This is a genomic window from Pseudomonas sp. P1_F1_2 (assembly GCF_056405815.1).
On record NZ_JBFUBK010000049.1, the window covers coordinates 23,876 to 41,344 of the forward strand.

Here is a 17,469-nt window from a genome sequence, read left to right on the forward strand (position 1 = left end):
AAACCCGCCTAAGCGGGTTTTTTACTCAAGGCCTTCGATTAATCATCGCGGCCCATGATGCCGAACAGCTGCAACAAGCTGATGAACAGGTTGTAGATCGATACATACAGGCTGATGGTCGCCATGATGTAGTTACGCTCGCCGCCATGAATGATAGCGCTGGTCTGGAACAGAATGCAGACCGAGGAGAACAGCACGAAACCTGCGCTGATCGCCAATTGCAGGCCGCTGATCTGGAAGAAGAAGCTCGCCAGCGTCGCACCCAGCAGTACGAAGAAGCCTGCCGTGATGAAACCGCCCAGGAAGCTCATGTCCTTGCGGGTAATCAGCACGTAGGCCGACAGACCACCAAACACCAGCGCCGTCATCGCGAACGCCGAACTGACCACTTCTGCGCCGCCCTGCATTCCCAGGTAACGGTTGAGGATCGGGCCAAGCAGGAAACCCATGAACCCTGTCAGGGCAAAGGCAGAAACCAGGCCCCAGGCCGAATCACGGAGTTTGTTGGTGAGGAAGAAAAGGCCATAGAAACCGATCAGCACCACGAAAACGTTCGGGTAACCGACACGCATCTGCTGAGCGACAAACGCCATCACGCCGCTGAATGCGAGGGTGAGAGCGAGCAAGCCGTATGTGTTGCGCAGGACGCGGCTAACCTCTAGCTGCTCAGCCTGCACGCTGTTATTAACTGCGTAATCCTGTTCGCGCATGGCGACACTCCTGTTGGTTTGAAACGTTCAGTCGCAAAGATCATAACAGACGCTCTGTAACAAGCTACGTAGAGAGTTTGACAGTGTGTTTCATTCAGGTATTATGGCGCCCGCAACGCAAACGGAGGTGTGGCCGAGTGGTTTAAGGCAACGGTCTTGAAAACCGTCGACTGTAACAGGTCCATGAGTTCGAATCCCATCGCCTCCGCCATATTTGTACCGATAAAGCCCTGATTATTCAGGGCTTTGTCGTTTCTGGGGTTTGGTGCAACCCATAACCGCACACGTTTCATTGCAATGGCGAAAAGGCCGCGGGCCGATAAATCGTCGAGCGCATGTCACGCAGTTGCGGACCAGAATTCTCGGGTGGCCAGACACCGTCCTCCACGGCTTGAGTCCGCACTTGCAGGCGCTGTTCCAGGGTTGACCATGGCCAGATGTGCAGGTAGCGCGGCAAGGCACCGTCGGTGGCATAAAACGCCGCATACACTGGCGAATACTGCTCGGCCGTACGCGGTTCCACGGCCTTTATCCAGCCATCGAGTGTCGGTTGAAGCCCGGAACTGACCAGGTCATACACGCGCATTTCGTAATACGGCCCGTGTTTTCCGGCGCTCAGGGGATTGAGGAACGGGAACAAGCTGTAGTTTTCGATTCGCAGGTCGGTGATATAGGCGTTGATACCGAATGCTTCGCCTTCCAACAGGAAGCGTTCGCGCTCCGCTTGCCGCAGACTTTCGTCGGCATAGCCGCGCAGCACGGCAATTTGATTCAGCTGGCCGATTTCCGACGCCCAACACCCCATCAGCGTGCCGCCCACCCCGGGCTTGGCCAGCGCGGCCTCGATGCAACCCAGCGCATCTGCAACGGTTCGCACACGCACCGTAAAAGTAATCAGTTCAAACAATCGCATGACGTGCTCCGCTCATTCATTGCCATTAGCCTAACCCGGAGCCTCCAAGGCGAATATTGAGCCGAACCCCTTGGGGTACGGCGATCACCTTAGTGTTCTAGGTAGTTTCTTTATGGCAACAGTCAGCGGACTAGCCCCATGCAGCAAGTACGCCCATCACTCGATGCGGCGTACTTGCCTGGCACTCAATGCGGCGCGCGCGGGATTGTCTTGAGCAGGTCTTCGGGACTGATGTAACCAACGACCGGTTCCGCGACGCTGCCCGGCAGTGGCAGGTCAAGGATGTGGCCCTTGATCTTGCCGATGACGTGCATTTCGCAAGGTTTGCAGTCGAACTTCAGCGTCAGCACCTCGTCACCGTGCACCAGTTGCATTGGCGCAACCTTGGTGCGCACACCCGTGACGCCTTTGGCTTGCTTGGGGCACAGATTGAAGGAGAAACGCAGGCAGTGCTTGGTGATCATCACCGGCACTTCCCCGGTTTCTTCATGGGCCTCAAACGCTGCGTCGATCAACTTGACGCCATGGCGGTGATAGAAGTCCCGGGCCTTCTGGTTGTAGACGTTGGCCAGGAAGGACAAGTGCGACTCCGGATACACTGGCGGCGGAGTGGTTTCGGCCTTGCGATGACCTCTCGGGTGCGCAAGCAGACGGGCCACGGTCAACGCCTCAATCACTTCGCGGCGCAAGGCCTTGAGTTGCGAGTTGGGAATGAAGAACGCCTCGGGTGCAATCAACTCGATGGCGGTGGCGTGATAGTCAGTGGTGCCCAGTTGACCGAGCAGATCGCGCAGTTGCTCCAATGCCTGTTCCGGTTTGTTGGCCAGACCGAACGGACCGTCCAGCGACAAGCTGGCGCTGACACCCTCCTCGCTCGTGGCGGTCAGTTGCAGGCGCTGCGCATCAAGACGCGCAACCCAACTCAAACCGATACGACGCTCGGCAGAGGTCTTCTGCAAGGCTTGCTGCCAGTTATGGTCAAGGTTGCGGCTCAGTGGATGGTTGGGGCGTAACTTGAACATCCCATCCGGCATCTCGTTGGGTTCGACACGGTAGCGATAGCGCTTCTGGCCCTCTTCGAGGAACTCACCCTTAGGCTCGGCGATGTTGGCGCGAAAGCCCACCACCTCGCGCTTGATCTGCACATTGAGGCCGTCGCCATTGGACAGCGGCTCAAAGGTCACCACCTGCAAATCACGCTTGCCCACCTTCTCCACCACGCCCACCGACAAGCCAGTGAAGGTCGGTGAATCGAAGGCGCCGATGTCGATCTTGCGCTCACTGACGAAGTAGTCGGTGCTGCCACGGTGGAAAGTCTTGTCCGGGTCGGGCACGAAGAAGTGTGCGGTGCGGCCGCTGGATGCCCGAGCCAGGTCCGGACGATCTTCAAGCACGTCGTCCAGACGCTGACGGTAATAGGCTGTGATGTTCTTCACATACCCCATGTCCTTGTAGCGCCCTTCGATCTTGAACGAGCGAACACCGGCTTCGACCAACGCACGGATGTTGGCGCTCTGATTGTTGTCTTTCATCGAGAGCAAGTGTTTTTCGTAGGCGACGACGCGGCCCTGGTCATCTTTGAGGGTATAAGGCAAACGACAGGCCTGGGAGCAATCGCCACGGTTGGCGCTACGACCGTTCTGTGCGTGGGAAATATTGCACTGCCCGGAGAACGCCACACACAACGCGCCGTGAATGAAGAATTCGATCGCCGCATCGGTCTCGTCGGCGATGGCGCGAATCTCTTGCAAGTTCAGCTCGCGGGCCAGCACCAGTTGAGAGAAGCCAGCCTGGTCAAGAAACTTTGCCCGCCCCAGTGTCCGAATGTCGGTCTGGGTACTGGCGTGCAGTTCGATCGGCGGGATATCCAGCTCCATCACGCCCAGATCCTGAACGATCAACGCGTCGACGCCCGCATCGTACAACTGGTGGATCAGCTTGCGCGCCGGCTCCAGTTCGTTGTCATGCAGGATCGTGTTGATCGTGGTGAACACGCGGGCGTGGTAGCGACGGGCGAACTCCACGAGTTGGGCAATATCGCTGACTTCGTTGCAGGCGTTATGGCGAGCGCCGAAGCTCGGGCCACCGATGTACACGGCGTCGGCACCATGCAGGATGGCCTCGCGAGCAATGTTCACGTCACGGGCGGGGCTGAGCAGTTCCAGGTGATGCTTGGGCAGAGACATATTTTTTATCTGGTTTGTCACGGTCGAGGTGCGCATTGTAGCGGCCAAAAGCTGGATGGGCACGCGTCAAGGGTTTCGGTGCTGACAGGCAGTTGTCAGCTGTTGTTCACGAGCGCCCTGGCCACAGAGGTTGGCCGAGCAAGACCAGCCTGCCCGCGGGGCCTCATGCGCCCTACCCCGACATGCCCAACGTACCGAACCTGCACGACATCACCCCAAACTATGTGGATGCTGATCGGGAATTCATCAAAAACAGGCACGATGATCCCAAGGCAATCAAAATGAGTTTCGATTACGAAGGGTTGCTCATCGGATTCCCGCAACGTCGCTTGATTTAGTGGCAAGTAGCCGCTACTTCTTAAAGTACTGAAACGCTACTACGACAGGGGAAAGCCGATGCCTAGATTCGTTGTTGTTCCCTCAATACCAAAGGAAACAGGATCAGCACGCAGCGGATCACGCTTCTATTGCACMACCGCTCCTATAGATTTCGACATCTACGACAACGAAGGTAAGTGCAGGCTAAAAATCTGCTATCCGACCCGGATGGAAGCCAACGCAGAATGCGAACGGCTGAACGCTGAACTCATTGAAACCCTGCAGGCTGAATATTCGAGGGTCAGCTCGTCATGGTCTTCGACGGCATGATCGGGAGACCTGTCGCAGGCATCGGATGCGTTCGATACCAGTGGTGGCCCCGTCTGCGCTAAAAAACCCACTTCAAGAGAACATGAGAAGCGATCCAGGGAGATGCCGCGGCTACCCCCCATGCAATCAGTGCAGAGACGGACAAGTACGCTGCAAAAAACTTGATGATTGCTGGCCTTCCCATTGCACCTCCCTCCTATAACCGCTCAGAAGCTGCATTTTTTGACTCAGTTGAATGCTCGCGGTTCCATGCCGTATGTCGTGGGCTTACATCGTCGTCCTGACGCGTTCTGGATCCAAATCAGACCCACCACGACGCAATGCCCGTTAGTTCGGCGCCCTCCTCAGTCTGCGCTAAGTTTCGTTGCGTACCTTCTCCCCTGCGCACTTTCAGCGCTGCTCAGGAGAGGCTATCCACATGAATTCCGCCACAGCCGGTTGGCTCAATAAAGTGCCCGAGGTGACGCTGTCGTTTTGGGTGATCAAGATTTTGTCCACGACCGTGGGTGAAACCGGCGCGGACTTTCTTGCCGTGGACGCCGGTTTCGGCGCGGGCTGGACCAGCATCGGCATGGCGACATTGCTGGCGATTGCGCTGTTCTGGCAAATGCGCACCAAAGCCTATACGCCATGGATCTACTGGCTCACCGTGGTGCTGGTGAGCATCGTCGGTACGCAGATTACCGACATTCTGACCGACGTCCTGGACGTCAGCCTCTACACCAGCACAGCGGTGTTTTCCGTATTGCTGGCGGTCAATTTTCTGGTCTGGTACCGGATCGAGCGCAGCCTGTCGATTCGTGAAATTGTCACGCCACGGCGGGAGTTGTTCTATTGGGCGACGGTGCTCTGCACATTTGCCCTGGGGACGGCGGCCGGCGACCTGGCCACTGAAGCCCTGGGTCTGGGTTTCACCCTCGGCATCGTCATCTTCGGTGCGCTGATCGCTGCCACACTGGCAGCCTGGCGCATGGGCGGCAATGTGGTGCTGACCTTCTGGATTGCCTACATCCTGACCCGACCTTTCGGCGCCTCCCTGGGCGACTTGCTGACGCAATCCAAAACCTATGGCGGCCTCGGCATGGGGGCTACCTGGACCAGTGCGATCTTCCTGAGCGTCATCCTCCTGCTGGTGGTTGCCGCCCAGATCAGCGTCGGCACGCGTAAATCAGTGACTCAGTAACGTTTAAACGCCAATCAAGGAATCTTCATGCGCCACTTTCAAACCCTTATTCGTCACGCCGCGATCGTCTCGTCCATCTGCCTGCTGAGCCTGGCCAGCGGTTGCTCCAAACCTGCTGACAAACCCAATACAGGCGCCGCTTCCAGTTCGATGAGCAGCACAAGCCGGTCAGGCACCCAACTGGGTGACCTGTCAGAGTTTCGTAACATCGCCGCCGACGTGACCGCCCTTGTCGACAAAAATGACCTGCCTGGGGCCAAAGCCCGGATCAAGGACCTGGAAACGTCCTGGGACTCTGCCGAGGCCGGCATCAAGCCTCGGGCCGCCAGCGATTGGCATGTCGTGGATAAAGCCATTGACCATGCACTCGACGCCTTGCGCGCCAGCAGCCCGAAACAGGCTGAATGCAAAGCCACAATGGATGATTTAATGAAGGCCTTCGACTCGATGAAAGGCAAGGCCTGACCGGGCCCGCTAGCCGCAGTCATCCGGCGGCGGACAAACCTTGGTGCAGGTGCTTCAATACAGGCGCGACGGTCATGACCGCCGCGCCTTTTTTACGGAGCAGGACATGCGGATATTGCTGGTCGAAGACGACCCGATGATAGGCGATGCCATTCAGGGCGCCCTGAATGATGCGAGCTATGCCGTCGACTGGGTGAAAAACGGTCTCACCGCGCTCACGGCGCTGGAGGCTCAAAAATATGACCTGGTGCTGCTGGACCTCGGTTTGCCGGGCAAGGACGGGCTGGATGTACTCGACAGCATCCGTGGCCGCAAAAACCCGGTGCCGTTGCTGATCATCACCGCGCGCGACAACCTCGAAGATCGCCTGCGCGGCCTCGACGGTGGCGCTGACGATTATTTGGTCAAACCCTTCGAATTGTCAGAGTTGCTGGCCCGGATGCGCGCGGTATTGCGGCGCAACGGTGGCAACGCCCTGTCCGTGCTCGACAACGGCGTGGTGGCACTGGACCTGATATCCAAGCAAGCCAGCACCGAACAGGACCGCGATGTCCAGCTGTCCAGCCGGGAGTTCGCCCTGTTGCAAGCCCTGTTGATTCGGCCCGGCGCRATTCTCTCGCGTAGCGAGCTCGAAGACCGCCTCTATGGCTGGGGCAACGAAGTGGAAAGCAACGCGGTGGAATTTCTGATTCACGCGTTGCGGCGCAAGCTTGGCAACCATGTCATCAAGAACGTCAGGGGAATGGGATGGATGGTTTCAAAAAGCGCTTGAGTGATTCGGTACAACTGCGGCTGTCCGTCACGCTGTCGCTGGCCATCCTGATCGTTGCTGTCGTGGCCGGGGTTTTTGCGTTCGTCTCGGCGTTCGACGAGGCCCACGAAATGCAGGACGACACCTTGCGTCAGGTGGCCGTGCTGGTTGATCGCCAACACATGACCCCGCGCTATCCCGTGGGCAATAAGGTCGACGATGACAACGAAGAATCCAGGGTAATCGTGCAATACCTGGCCGACGGCAGCAAAGCCCTCGGCAACGATGACGCCACGCTGCCGCTGCCCTTCCCCACGACATTGGCCGATGGCCTGTCGACGTTGAATGTCGCAGGCGAGGATTTTCGTGTCCTGGTCAAGACCACCACCCAGGGCGAACGTATTGTCGTCGCTCAGGAAACCGGTATCCGCGACAAGGAGGCTCGCGAAAGCGCCTGGCGCAGTCTGCTGCCGTTTTTGATCCTGTTTCCGGTGCTGTTGCTGGTGGTCGGCGATCTGGTGCGCAAGCTGTTCCGCCCGATTGCCACGCTCTCGACCGAAATCGACCAGCGCGACGAGCAGGCCCTGCACCCTATCGACGAACACCATTTGCCAACGGAAGTCCGTCCTTTCGTGGTGGCCATCAATCGCTTGCTCGAGCGCGTCGCGCAGTCGATGGACGCCCAGCGCCGCTTTGTCGCCGACGCCGCCCATGAACTGCGCTCCCCCATGACCGCCCTGTCCTTGCAAGCCGAGCGACTGGCCGCCACCGACATGCCGGCACCCGCCCGCGAGCGTTTGTTGCCCTTGTCACTGGGCATCGATCGCAGCCGAAAACTGATCGATCAACTGCTGACGCTGGCCACTGCACAATCAGACTCCCATCGAGCGCAGTCCGCCGTTTGCGTACATGAAATCTATCGGCGGGTACTGGAAGATTTATTGCCACTGGCAGAGCGAAAGCACCTCGACATTGGTGTGGAGAGCATTGAAGACGTACAGGTGATTATCAACGAAACGGATCTGGTGATCCTGGTGAAGAATCTGGTGGACAACGCCATCCGTTATACCCCCGACGGCGGGCGTATCGACCTGTCGGTTGAGCGTGTGCAAGGGCTGGTGATGTTGCAGGTCAAGGACTCGGGGCCGGGAATTTCCCTGCTGGAACAAACGCGGGTATTCGATCCGTTTTATCGCAGCCTGGGGACCGATGAAGCGGGTTCCGGGTTGGGGTTGTCGATCGTCAAGGCGATAGCAGACCGCACGGGCGCGCGGGTTCAGATGGGGTATACGGATGAGATAAACAAAAACGGATTGTGTGTGTCGGTATGGCTGAACGCCGGTAAACAATAGGAAGGAAACGCACCATTACAGTGCGACTGCAGTGGCAAAAAACCGAATCCTCTACTAAGGTCTCTACGCAATCAAATGCCCCTGCTTATGGATTGGGTTGACTGATCAAGGAGAGATTGATGACGTCCGTTCGCAACGCCGAAAAAACCTATCGCGCCTGGTCGAGCCCGATCCTGCTGGAGCTCAAGGCGCGAGAACACCAAATGGATCCCGCCTCGCGCCAGGCACTCGAAAACATTCTGGTTGAAAGACGACTGATAGACCTCGGTCATCCTACAGGCACGGATCGACGTAAAACCGGGCGCACTCAACAGGACAAACCTCAGTGACCCGCGTGCGTCTCGCTGAGTCCCTGTCCGTTTTTGTTCGCGCAATCAGAAGTCCGAATCCGAAGGGAACTGGCACTACGCCATTAATGTCGTAGTGGCTGCACCTGGAGAATTGGATGACTCGCACTCGCTACTTTCAAATCACGTACTGCCTCAATGATGAGCGGCATACTTTTGTGCAGTCGGACACGCACATGCACCCCGCAGACGCTTGGTATTACGCCTGCCTGCATTCAGGGATTGGGCTTTCGTATGGGCAAAATCACGATCAACAAAACGACGCGGCGCTTCGAAGCCATGCGCAAGCAAAAGGTTTGACCGACGTCAGCTGGGTAAAATTACCCGGTTGACGAGACCGGAACGCGCCCTTTCAACTTACAAACAGTTCTTCACTGCCTTGCGCATCGCGTCGGACTTGGCCCAAGGTGGCCCCTRATACAGCGAAACCCGGCTGCCGTCCTTGTACTTGACGATGTCCAGCACTTCATCCGCCGTGATGATGCTCGGCGCCTTGATTCGGTAGCCGTTGGAAATGCCGACCTGAGTCGTATTCGAAACTTCTTTCTGCCACACCGGCAAGATGCACGCGGCCAGCTCTTTTGGCGGCTTCTTACTGTATTTGCTGACGTTCGGTTCACCCGGCACCACCGACGCCGGCAATGAACAACCCGCCAGCATTGCCAGCGTTACTCCCCCAATCAACATCCGCATGACGCATCCTTATCCCGTAAAAACGCGAAATGTAACGCTTCGCCGTCCGGACATCCATCTATTGCACACAACTTAATGCGCGGCATTGTTTTCATTGGGGTACTGGATAGGTTCTTTCGTTCAGATAGGCCATCCACCGTTCATACGCCTCATGCTGCCATTGCGTGACCCGATCCCACTCCGGGCCGCTGAACTGGTGAGCCGAAATCAGCTTCATCATCTCAGTGGTGGCGGCATCCAGATCAACAATCAACTCCTGGGCGTGAAATCTGAAATCGTCGGTATTGCTCATTGGGGGTGGCCTCGCCCTGGTGAAATGGCACTGACCTTCGTACGACATCCACCTGGGCCTCTTGCCCTCATTTTCCCGACCAATGGACCCACCTCCTGCCTCACGGACGAACAAACGCCGCATCGGGCCAAATCGGACTAATCTTTCTTGGCGAGACATGCAGGAGGTCGTCATGTGGCTTAACAAAGACGAAAACGAACTTCGCCGTGCCCTACAAGGCATTGCGTCGGATTTGAGGTGGTCGGCGGTAGAACTGCTGCGAATTGAAAAACAGCTGCGCCTGGCCGGTAATGACGTAGATGCGGAAGCGATTCTCAGGTTGTGTGCGTTGTTTCAGGGTGATGAGGAACGACTGGCGGGCTATGCCGAAGAAGTCAAAGCGAAGGTGATCAGCCGAACGAAAGCCCACTGACAGGAGCGTTGCAATGAACAAGCCTTTGTTCACGCTGGTGGTTGTACTGGCGGTGGGTGGCTGCAGCACCGAGGAGCACATCTACGGTACCCAACCGCTGGTCGCCAAGGTCGAGACGGGAATGAACAAGGATCAAGTGCAGCAAATTGGCGGTCAGCCTGCCTCGATTACCGACCGCACGGTGGTACCTGGCACCTGTTTTGATTACCGGTTAACGCAGGCTGGCCAGCATCAACCGTACAGCATCAGTTTCGATGGCAACGGCCAGGTCGACCACAAAAGCTTTATGACCTGTGCGGAGTGGAGTCACGCCCAAGAGAGGGCGAGGGAACCTACCCGCTCGGGTGGCGGCGGCTACTGATCGAACGTGGACTGCCAAACCTGCTAGCCGGAAACCGACTTGTTACAGGTATCGCGCCATTTATCGGCGAAGGCATTGATTGCCTCGTTCTTTTGCTCTTGAGAACCGCGAACGGGCAGGCTGTATGCGTCGTTGATTAACATGGCGCCCAATTTGTCATGGTCCGGGTTGCCCGATTTTACTGCCAGCAAACTGGCCTTTGACTCATCATTCTGACGAGACTGCATGATCGATCCGGCCAATACACGGAAGACATCGCACACGTGCGGAGTCGTTTGTATTTCGCCGAGAGTCTGCGCTTGAGCCGCGTTCGTGCAGGCCAAACCGAGTGCAGACAACACGAGCAGGGACATCCAGCGCCCTTTCAACATGGGTTCTTCCTTGGAGTGAAAGCGGCCACCCTATCACTCAAATGTCGCGTTTCAAATCCTCCATCCTCGGTTCCGTGACAAAAAAAGCCCCGGGATTCCGGGGCTTCAAATGGGCTGTCATTCGGATTTCTGGCTTGGCGCTCGTGTCGCTCTTGCCCTATAGGCGGGAAGCGACGCGGCATACGCCAGTGCTTCTTCCCGGCTGCTAAAAGCTCCCAGCCGATCACCTTGGGTGCACACCCGCCAGGGGCCGTTGTTCACACTGAGTACTTCATAACCGTTCATGCGCATTTTATTCAGCATCGGAACGCTCATGGTCACCTCCTGTTCGGCAGTGAGAATTGACGATTGACCTGATTACCTTACACCTGACCTTTGTCCAGGTGCCAACCAGACGTCGCGCCAGTTTTCCAGCACCCGATGGCACTTTACGCGAAGGCCATCGCTCTAACCCTTGAAACAGGGGGCTCGGCCCGAATGTTGCATTTTGATGTCTTTTTTGTGACAGCGACTATCAGGTAACGAATGAAAGTACGTGCAACGGTTATTTGCGAGCAGGATCGGCATGTTCTGCTGGTGCGCAAACCCAGGTGTCGCTGGAGCTTGCCCGGCGGAAAAGTCGAGCCCGGCGAAACGACAGGCGGCGCCGCCCTGCGTGAACTTGAGGAAGAAACCGGCCTTGGCGCCGACCACCTGTTGTACCTCATGGAACTGGAGTCCGGCAGCACCCGCCACCATGTCTATGAAGCATCGGCACCGAACCTTGAGCAGGCCCGGCCACAAAATGAAATCGTCGACTGCATCTGGCATCCACTGGAGACGGTCGACAACCTGAGCACCAGCGATGCCACTCGCCAGATCATCAAAGCATTTCGGCGTCGCCTGTAAGCGTATTCAGGCCAGGGCCGTCGCGGCCTTGTCGATGAACGCGGCAACCTCGACCGGCATTGAGGCCAGCGACGCATGACCGGCGTTCAAGGTCAGGATCTCCCTGGCATTCAGCCGTCCAGCCATCCATTGCTGATTTTGCGGCGCGATCATCCGGTCATCGCTGGAGACCTGATACCACGACGGTTTGTTCTTCCAGGCCACGGTGCTGATGGTGTCGCCGAAGGTGCTGGCCAGCGGTGCTTTCTGGGTGATACCCATCACCAGGCCTTCGGACGCAGGTAAGTCCTGGCAAAAACTCTCGTGATACAACTCCGGCTTGACCCACAAATACCCATCGCTGTCAGGGGCCAGGTTCGCCGCCGCAGCCGGTGGATGCTGGTGAGTGATGCTGCCGGGACTTTCACCAGCGTCCGGGGCGAAGGCTGCGATGTACACCAGCCCCACCACGTTCGGCTGATCGCCCGCCTCGGTGATTACGGCGCCGCCATAGGAATGCCCCACCAGCAACACCGGCCCCGGCACCTGGGCGACCATTTTGCGGGTGCGCTCTGCATCGTCAGCCAGGGAAGTCAGCGGCATCTCGACCGCGCGGATGTTCGTGTAACCCTTTCTCAGCAGTTCAGCGATGACCTTGTTCCAGTGGGCTGCGCCACCCCAAAAACCGTGTACTAGCACAATCGTGGGTCTGTCACTCATGACGATGACTCCTGTTCATGGGTAGGTTTTAGTGAGCCGCGTCAGCCCTGGTCGCCGCCACCGACCGGCATGATCATGCCGGTGATGTACGACGCCTCGTCGCTGGCCAGAAACAGAATAGCCCCGGCCTGTTCATCCAGCGTGCCGTAGCGCTTCATCAAACTGCTGTCGAGCGTCTGTTCGACGATCTGCTGATACCAGACCTTTTCTTCCGCACTTTGCTCGGCATTGTTGCGGGCAATGACCCGAGGTGGCGCTTCGGTACCGCCGGGCGCGGTCGCGTTGACCCGAACCCCGCGACCGGCGGTTTCGAACGCCAGGCAGGCGGTCAGTGCATTCACCCCCCCTTTCGCCGCGCCATACGGCACGCGGTTGATGCTGCGCGTGGCAATCGAGGAAACGTTGACGATGGCGCCACTGCCCTGCTCCAGCATGAACGGCAGTGCCGCATGACAGCACCACAGCGTCGGGAACAGCGAACGCCGGACTTCTGCCTCGATCTGCTGCTCTTCGTAGTGCTCGAACGGCTTGGCCCAAATCGTCCCGCCGACGTTGTTGACCAGCACGTCCAAGCGCCCGAAACGCTCGACGGCGGTGCGCATCACACGGCTGCATTCACCGTATTGCTCAAGGTCAGCGGTCAGGGCCAGCACCTGACTGCCCTGCCCCAACTGCTGCTGTACTTCGAAGACATGCTCGGAGCGGTCGACCAGGATCAACCGCGCCCCTTCGGCGGCCAAGCGTTCGGCCACCCGCCGACCGATGCCTTGCGCAGCACCGGTAATCAGCACGACTTTTTCGTGAAATCTGTTCATGACGACCTCAGGCCGCGCTGGCGGCAAACTTCTCATAATAAAAATTCGCCGGCTGGATGCCTTGTTCGCGAATGAATTGACTGACCGCCTCGACCATCGGCGGCGGGCCGCACAGGTAGACGTCGACGTCGCCCTCGTTCAAATGCCGGGGCTCGATGTGCTGCGTCACGTAGCCCTTGAGTGGGTGCTGACTGTCGGGATTGGCCACGCAGGCGCTGTAACTGAAGTTCGGGATGCGTGCGGCAAACGCTTCGAGGCGATCAAGCTCCACCAGATCGAAATCGTTGGTCACGCCGTAGATCAAATGCAGCGGATATTCACTGCCCTGCTCGGCGATTTTTTCCAGCATCGCCGTGAACGGCGCCAGCCCTGTGCCGCCGGCCAGCAGCAACAACGGGCGGCGGATGTCGCGCAGGTAGAAGCTGCCCAACGGCCCGGCCAGGCTCATGCTGTCGCCGGCCTTGGCCATGTTGGTGAGGAAACTGCTCATCAGGCCACCGGGCACGTTGCGAATCAGGAAACTGACCTCGCCGTCGCACTGCAACGAGCTGAACGAATAGGCCCGCGTCTGCTCGCTGCCCGGAATCCCGAGGTTGACGTATTGCCCCGGCAGGAACGCCAGTTTGCTCAACGCTTCACCCTTGATCGACAACGCGATGGTGCTGTCGGACAACTGCCGAACAGCGCTGATCGTGGCGTCGTAGCTGGCCTGGCGGGTGCGGCAAACCTGCGAAGACGTCGGCACCCGCACCACGCAATCGCTCTGGGCGCGCATCTGGCAGGTCAGGACAAAACCTTGCTCCGCCTCTTCAGGGCTGAGGGCGTCTTCGATGTAGTCCTCGCCCAAGTCATAACGACCCGCTTCGGCAAAGCACTTACAGGTGCCGCAGGCGCCATCGCGGCAGTCCAGCGGAATATTGATGCCTTGGCGGTACGCCGCATCGGCCACGGTTTCGCCGGCATTGGCGTCGATGAACCGGGTGACGCCGTCTTCAAAATTGAACGCAATGGAATGAGTCATGACGGGCGCCTCACAAGTGGTAGACATCGATGACCTGGCGAACGTAATCGTTCTTCAAGATCACTTTCTTGGCCTTGATCAGCGGGTTCTGACCGCGCACATCAAGGGTGTAGAAACTGCTGCCGAAATAGCTGTCGACGGTCTTGTAGCGAAAGCTCAGGGTGTGCCAGTTGAAGCGCACCTTGCACAGGCCATCCGCCTGTTCGAGCAGCTCGATGTTGCTGAGGTTGTGCGAGGTGCGGGTGTCCGGAATGCTCGCACTGGAACGTTCGGTCTTGATGCGGAAGATGCGGTCCTCAAGGCCGGTGCGGTTGCCGTACCAGATCAGCGAGATTTCCCGCTGGGGGTCTTCGGTCAACTCATCGTTGTCGTCCCAGGACGGCATCCAGAACGAGGCATCGGCGGCGTACAGTTCCAGCCAGTCGTCCCACTGTTTGTCATCGAGGTAGCGTGCTTCGCGATAAAGAAAATCGCGCACGGCGTCGTAGGTGATGGTCATTGCACGGCCTCCACGGCAATCAATTCGCTCTGTTCGGTGGCCAGGGCCTTGAGCATCGTGTCCTGCCAATATGTGTGTTGCAGCACAAACAGGCCTTCGTCTTCGGTGCGCACGCCGCTGAGCAGCGGATGCAGGTCGATCTCTTTGGCCGCCTCGTCTGCGCCTTCGATCCAGTGTTCGGCGCCCCGGGACATGTCATTCCAGGTGGTGACGCTGCCCTGGTAGCTGGTCTGGCACGAGCGAAACTCCTCCAGATCATCCGGGGTGGCCATGCCGCTGACATTGAAGAAATCTTCGTACTGGCGAATCCGGCTCGACCGGGCGTGGTCGCTCTCACCTTTGGGGGCGATGCAGTAAATGGTGATTTCCGTGCGGTTGACCGAAATCGGCCGGGCGATGCGGATTTGCGAACTGAACTGGTCCATCAGGTACACGTTGGGGTACAGGCACAGGTTGCGAGAGTTCTCGATCATCCAGTCCGCGCGGGCCTGGCCGAAGTCCTGGGCCAACTCATCACGGCGCTCGTACAGCGGACGGTCTTCGGGGTTGGACCAACGGGTCCAGAGCAACATATGGCCCTTGTCGAAGGAGTAGAAACCACCGCCCTGCTTGGCCCAGGTGCCGGCACTCATGGTCGGATTGCTGTCACCGGCCTCGCGCTGCTTGCGCTGGTTTTGGGTAGCTGCGTAGTTCCAGTGCACGGAGCTGACGTGGTAACCGTCGGCGCCGTTTTCGGCGGTGAGTTTCCAGTTGCCTTCGTAGATGTAGCTCGAAGAACCGCGCAGCACTTCCAGGCCATCGGTGGACTGGTCGACGATCATGTCGATGATTTTTGCTGACTCGCCCAAGTGCTCGACCAGCGGCACGACATCCGCGTTGAGGCTGCCAAACAGGAAACCGCGATAGGACTCGAACCGCGCGACTTTGGTCAGGTCGTGGGAGCCTTCGCAATTGAAGCTCGCCGGGTAGCCAGCCGCCGCCGGGTCTTTGACCTTGAGCAACTTGCCGGAGTTATTGAAGGTCCAGCCGTGGAAGGGGCAGGTGTAGGAGCTTTTGTTGCCGGTTTTGTGCCGGCACAGCGTCGCACCGCGATGGCTGCAGGCATTGATAAAGGCATTGAGCACACCGTCCTTGTTGCGCGCGATGAAGATCGACTGGCGCCCCATGGTGGTGGTGTAGAAATCGTTGACGTTGGGGATCTGACTGTCGTGGGCCAGGTACAGCCAGTTGCCTTCGAAGATGTGTTTCATCTCCAGATCGAACAACCGGGGGTCGGTGAACATCTCGCGCTTGCAGCGATAGATGCCGTTTTCCTTGTCATCTTCAAGCAGGGATTGAAGGTATTCGGGTCGCAGGGACATGGCCGCCGCCTCCATTGTTTTTATTCAGGCAGGGCCATGCTAGGACGGGGGGATGGGGCGGACTATCCGCTGGGTGCAGACGTGTATCCGTTTAGTGCAGCATTGAATGCACAGATTCATGTAGCAGCTGCCGAGCTTGCGTGCCTGCGTGTAGCAGCTGTCGAGCTTGCGAGGCTGCGTGTAGCAGCTGTCGAGCTTGCGAGGCTGCGTGTAGCAGCTGTCGAGCTTGCGAGGCTGCGTGTAGCAGCTGTCGAGCTTGCGAGGCTGCGTTCGAGTGCGCAGCACTCGCAGAATGCTTCCCACGATATTTCAGCCAGACCGCATTGCTCCTCGGCGAGCGCTGCGCACTCGAACGCAGCCTCGCAAGCTCGACAGCTGCTACAAGCTCGGCTGTTACGAGGGTTTGGCGGTCTGTCAATGCCGGCGTTTGAGGGTGTCGGACGGCAACTCGCCGAACTGTTTGCGGTAGTTGTCGGAGAACCGCCCCAAGTGAAGAAAGCCATAATCCATGGCCACTTCCGTAACGTTGCGCACGTTGCAGGTCGGATCACTCAGGCACAGGTGGATGCGTTCGAGTTTCTTCTGCCGGATGTAGTGTTGCGGTGAAGTGCCCGCGTTGCGTTCGAACAACCCATACAACGACCGAAGACTCATCCGCGCCTGGCGTGCCAGCTCTTCACTGTCGATGTCTTGTTTGAGGTGGCGTGCGATGTAATCGGCAATCGCCTCGAACGTGACCGACGGCGCACTCGGGCTGGTGCGGATCACGTTGGTTTTCATCAGGCTGAGCATCTTGCTGACGATGATCTGCGCGTAATGCTCCTGCACCCGGGGAATCTGTTCGGTGGCCTCGGCTTCCTGGCAAATCATTGCCAGCAGGCTGACAAAACCTTCCAGCTCATCGAGCTGATAACGGCTCTCCAGAAACCGCACGCCCTGCCCCGGATAACGCCAGCGCTGTTCATCGCACACGGACTCGAACAAGCGGGTGGGAACTTTGAGGATGAATTTTTCGCAATCGTCGGAGTAGGTAAGATCGACCGGCTCATCGGGGTTGATCAGCAACAGCTCACCCGGTGCAAAGTAATGGTCCTCGCCCCTTCCGCGCGAAAGGCAGTTGCCCCGCAGCAGCACTTGCAGGTGATAAATGCTGTCGAGCGCGCCCGACGTCACGCGCACGCTGGCGCCGTAACTGATGCGGCACAGGTCCAGGCTGGCGAATTTGCGGTGATCGAGGCTGGCCAGCGGTCGGCCGACCCTGGGCATCAGGATGCAATGGTTGCCGACATGCTGATTGACGTAACCCGAGACCGCATAAGGGTCGGCATGGTCGAATACTCTGCTGCGCTGACTCAACAGTTGCGCGTGCATCATCGGGTCACTCTCGTTGTTGTTATTGGCGGTGTCAGTTCCATTCTAGAACATTGACTGAAAATCCCTGTGGGAGCCGAGCTTGCTCGCGATGACAGAGTGCCAATCAACATAGATGTTGAATGTTAAAC

The 17,469-nt window shown here is 58.2% G+C and carries 22 protein-coding genes and 1 tRNA gene; 10 read left to right on the plus strand and 13 right to left on the minus strand.

Going from position 1 to position 17,469, the window contains the following annotated elements; all coding sequences use genetic code 11:
• Positions 1-38: 38 nt before the first annotated feature.
• Positions 39-710 carry a Bax inhibitor-1/YccA family protein gene (locus AC1D2P_RS16135; protein WP_477757512.1) on the minus strand — a complete coding sequence of 224 codons (672 nt, stop codon included), beginning with the start codon at positions 708-710 and terminating at the stop codon, positions 39-41.
• A gap of 123 nt (positions 711-833) precedes the next feature.
• On the opposite strand from AC1D2P_RS16135, the gene AC1D2P_RS16140 reads away from it, so the two are divergent.
• Positions 834-921, plus strand: a tRNA-Ser gene (locus tag AC1D2P_RS16140).
• A 78-nt stretch (positions 922-999) separates the two neighbouring features.
• On the opposite strand, the gene AC1D2P_RS16145 is transcribed toward AC1D2P_RS16140, so the two are convergent.
• A complete protein-coding gene (locus AC1D2P_RS16145) occupies positions 1,000-1,623 on the minus strand; it encodes an NIPSNAP family protein (protein WP_477757511.1) in 624 nt (207 codons plus the stop codon).
• A 185-nt stretch (positions 1,624-1,808) separates the two neighbouring features.
• Positions 1,809-3,809 (minus strand): peptidase U32 family protein, encoded by a 2,001-nt coding sequence (locus tag AC1D2P_RS16150; protein WP_477757510.1) that lies wholly within the window; start codon positions 3,807-3,809, stop codon positions 1,809-1,811.
• Positions 3,810-4,875: 1,066 nt separating this feature from the next.
• Here AC1D2P_RS16150 and AC1D2P_RS16155 point away from each other — a divergent pair.
• The 6 genes from AC1D2P_RS16155 (at position 4,876) to AC1D2P_RS16180 (ending at position 8,887) form a co-directional block, all read left to right on the plus strand.
• Positions 4,876-5,640, plus strand: coding sequence for a COG4705 family protein (locus AC1D2P_RS16155; RefSeq protein WP_477757509.1), 765 nt, complete (start codon positions 4,876-4,878; stop codon positions 5,638-5,640).
• Positions 5,641-5,667: 27 nt separating this feature from the next.
• Positions 5,668-6,105: a hypothetical protein gene (locus AC1D2P_RS16160; protein ID WP_477757508.1), complete on the plus strand. Its 438-nt coding sequence runs from the start codon at positions 5,668-5,670 to the stop codon at positions 6,103-6,105.
• Positions 6,106-6,211: 106 nt separating this feature from the next.
• Entirely contained in the window at positions 6,212-6,877 is a 666-nt protein-coding gene (locus AC1D2P_RS16165) for a response regulator transcription factor (protein WP_109784669.1), read from the plus strand.
• The gene (locus tag AC1D2P_RS16170) at positions 6,853-8,208 is read left to right on the plus strand and encodes an ATP-binding protein (protein WP_477757507.1); all 1,356 of its coding nucleotides are present in this window, start codon (positions 6,853-6,855) and stop codon (positions 8,206-8,208) included. The genes AC1D2P_RS16165 and AC1D2P_RS16170 overlap by 25 nt, the downstream gene beginning before the upstream one ends.
• A 119-nt stretch (positions 8,209-8,327) precedes the next feature.
• Positions 8,328-8,537 (plus strand): hypothetical protein, encoded by a 210-nt coding sequence (locus AC1D2P_RS16175; protein ID WP_046027520.1) that lies wholly within the window; start codon positions 8,328-8,330, stop codon positions 8,535-8,537.
• 116 nt (positions 8,538-8,653) lie between these two features.
• Entirely contained in the window at positions 8,654-8,887 is a 234-nt protein-coding gene (locus tag AC1D2P_RS16180; protein WP_046027521.1) for a DUF6555 family protein, read from the plus strand.
• Positions 8,888-8,912: 25 nt separating this feature from the next.
• Here the strand turns inward: AC1D2P_RS16180 and AC1D2P_RS16185 are convergent, their stop codons facing one another.
• Positions 8,913-9,248, minus strand: coding sequence for a hypothetical protein (locus tag AC1D2P_RS16185; protein ID WP_477811504.1), 336 nt, complete (start codon positions 9,246-9,248; stop codon positions 8,913-8,915).
• 91 nt (positions 9,249-9,339) lie between these two features.
• Entirely contained in the window at positions 9,340-9,540 is a 201-nt protein-coding gene (locus AC1D2P_RS16190; RefSeq protein WP_046027873.1) for a hypothetical protein, read from the minus strand.
• Positions 9,541-9,712: 172 nt separating this feature from the next.
• On the opposite strand from AC1D2P_RS16190, the gene AC1D2P_RS16195 reads away from it, so the two are divergent.
• Together AC1D2P_RS16195 and osmE are read left to right on the plus strand one after the other, a co-directional pair.
• Positions 9,713-9,952, plus strand: coding sequence for a hypothetical protein (locus tag AC1D2P_RS16195; protein ID WP_223524696.1), 240 nt, complete (start codon positions 9,713-9,715; stop codon positions 9,950-9,952).
• 13 nt (positions 9,953-9,965) lie between these two features.
• Positions 9,966-10,313, plus strand: coding sequence for an osmotically-inducible lipoprotein OsmE (gene osmE, locus AC1D2P_RS16200; RefSeq protein WP_477757506.1), 348 nt, complete (start codon positions 9,966-9,968; stop codon positions 10,311-10,313).
• 23 nt (positions 10,314-10,336) lie between these two features.
• Here osmE and AC1D2P_RS16205 read toward each other — a convergent pair whose 3' ends face one another.
• Positions 10,337-10,684, minus strand: coding sequence for a hypothetical protein (locus AC1D2P_RS16205; RefSeq protein WP_477757505.1), 348 nt, complete (start codon positions 10,682-10,684; stop codon positions 10,337-10,339).
• 117 nt (positions 10,685-10,801) lie between these two features.
• Entirely contained in the window at positions 10,802-10,999 is a 198-nt protein-coding gene (locus AC1D2P_RS16210) for an SPOR domain-containing protein (RefSeq protein ID WP_077430272.1), read from the minus strand.
• A 210-nt stretch (positions 11,000-11,209) separates the two neighbouring features.
• Here AC1D2P_RS16210 and AC1D2P_RS16215 point away from each other — a divergent pair, with 210 nt between their 5' ends.
• Positions 11,210-11,572 carry an NUDIX hydrolase gene (locus AC1D2P_RS16215; protein WP_046027530.1) on the plus strand — a complete coding sequence of 121 codons (363 nt, stop codon included), beginning with the start codon at positions 11,210-11,212 and terminating at the stop codon, positions 11,570-11,572.
• Positions 11,573-11,578: 6 nt separating this feature from the next.
• Here AC1D2P_RS16215 and AC1D2P_RS16220 read toward each other — a convergent pair whose 3' ends face one another.
• The 6 genes from AC1D2P_RS16220 to AC1D2P_RS16245 form a co-directional block, all read right to left on the minus strand.
• The gene (locus AC1D2P_RS16220) at positions 11,579-12,271 is read right to left on the minus strand and encodes an alpha/beta hydrolase (protein ID WP_046027532.1); all 693 of its coding nucleotides are present in this window, start codon (positions 12,269-12,271) and stop codon (positions 11,579-11,581) included.
• Between the two features lie 41 nt (positions 12,272-12,312).
• The gene (locus AC1D2P_RS16225) at positions 12,313-13,086 is read right to left on the minus strand and encodes a 1,6-dihydroxycyclohexa-2,4-diene-1-carboxylate dehydrogenase (RefSeq protein WP_477757504.1); all 774 of its coding nucleotides are present in this window, start codon (positions 13,084-13,086) and stop codon (positions 12,313-12,315) included.
• A 7-nt stretch (positions 13,087-13,093) separates the two neighbouring features.
• On the minus strand, positions 13,094-14,107 hold the full coding sequence (benC, locus tag AC1D2P_RS16230; protein WP_477757503.1) for a benzoate 1,2-dioxygenase electron transfer component BenC: 1,014 nt from the start codon (positions 14,105-14,107) through the stop codon (positions 13,094-13,096).
• 10 nt (positions 14,108-14,117) lie between these two features.
• Positions 14,118-14,606, minus strand: coding sequence for a benzoate 1,2-dioxygenase small subunit (gene benB, locus AC1D2P_RS16235; protein ID WP_223524690.1), 489 nt, complete (start codon positions 14,604-14,606; stop codon positions 14,118-14,120).
• Positions 14,603-15,967, minus strand: a complete 1,365-nt coding sequence (gene benA / locus AC1D2P_RS16240) for a benzoate 1,2-dioxygenase large subunit (protein WP_109784662.1) — start codon at positions 15,965-15,967, stop codon at positions 14,603-14,605. The genes benB and benA overlap by 4 nt, the downstream gene beginning before the upstream one ends.
• A 414-nt stretch (positions 15,968-16,381) precedes the next feature.
• Entirely contained in the window at positions 16,382-17,341 is a 960-nt protein-coding gene (locus tag AC1D2P_RS16245; RefSeq protein WP_477757502.1) for an AraC family transcriptional regulator, read from the minus strand.
• Between the last annotated feature and the right edge of the window lie 128 nt (positions 17,342-17,469).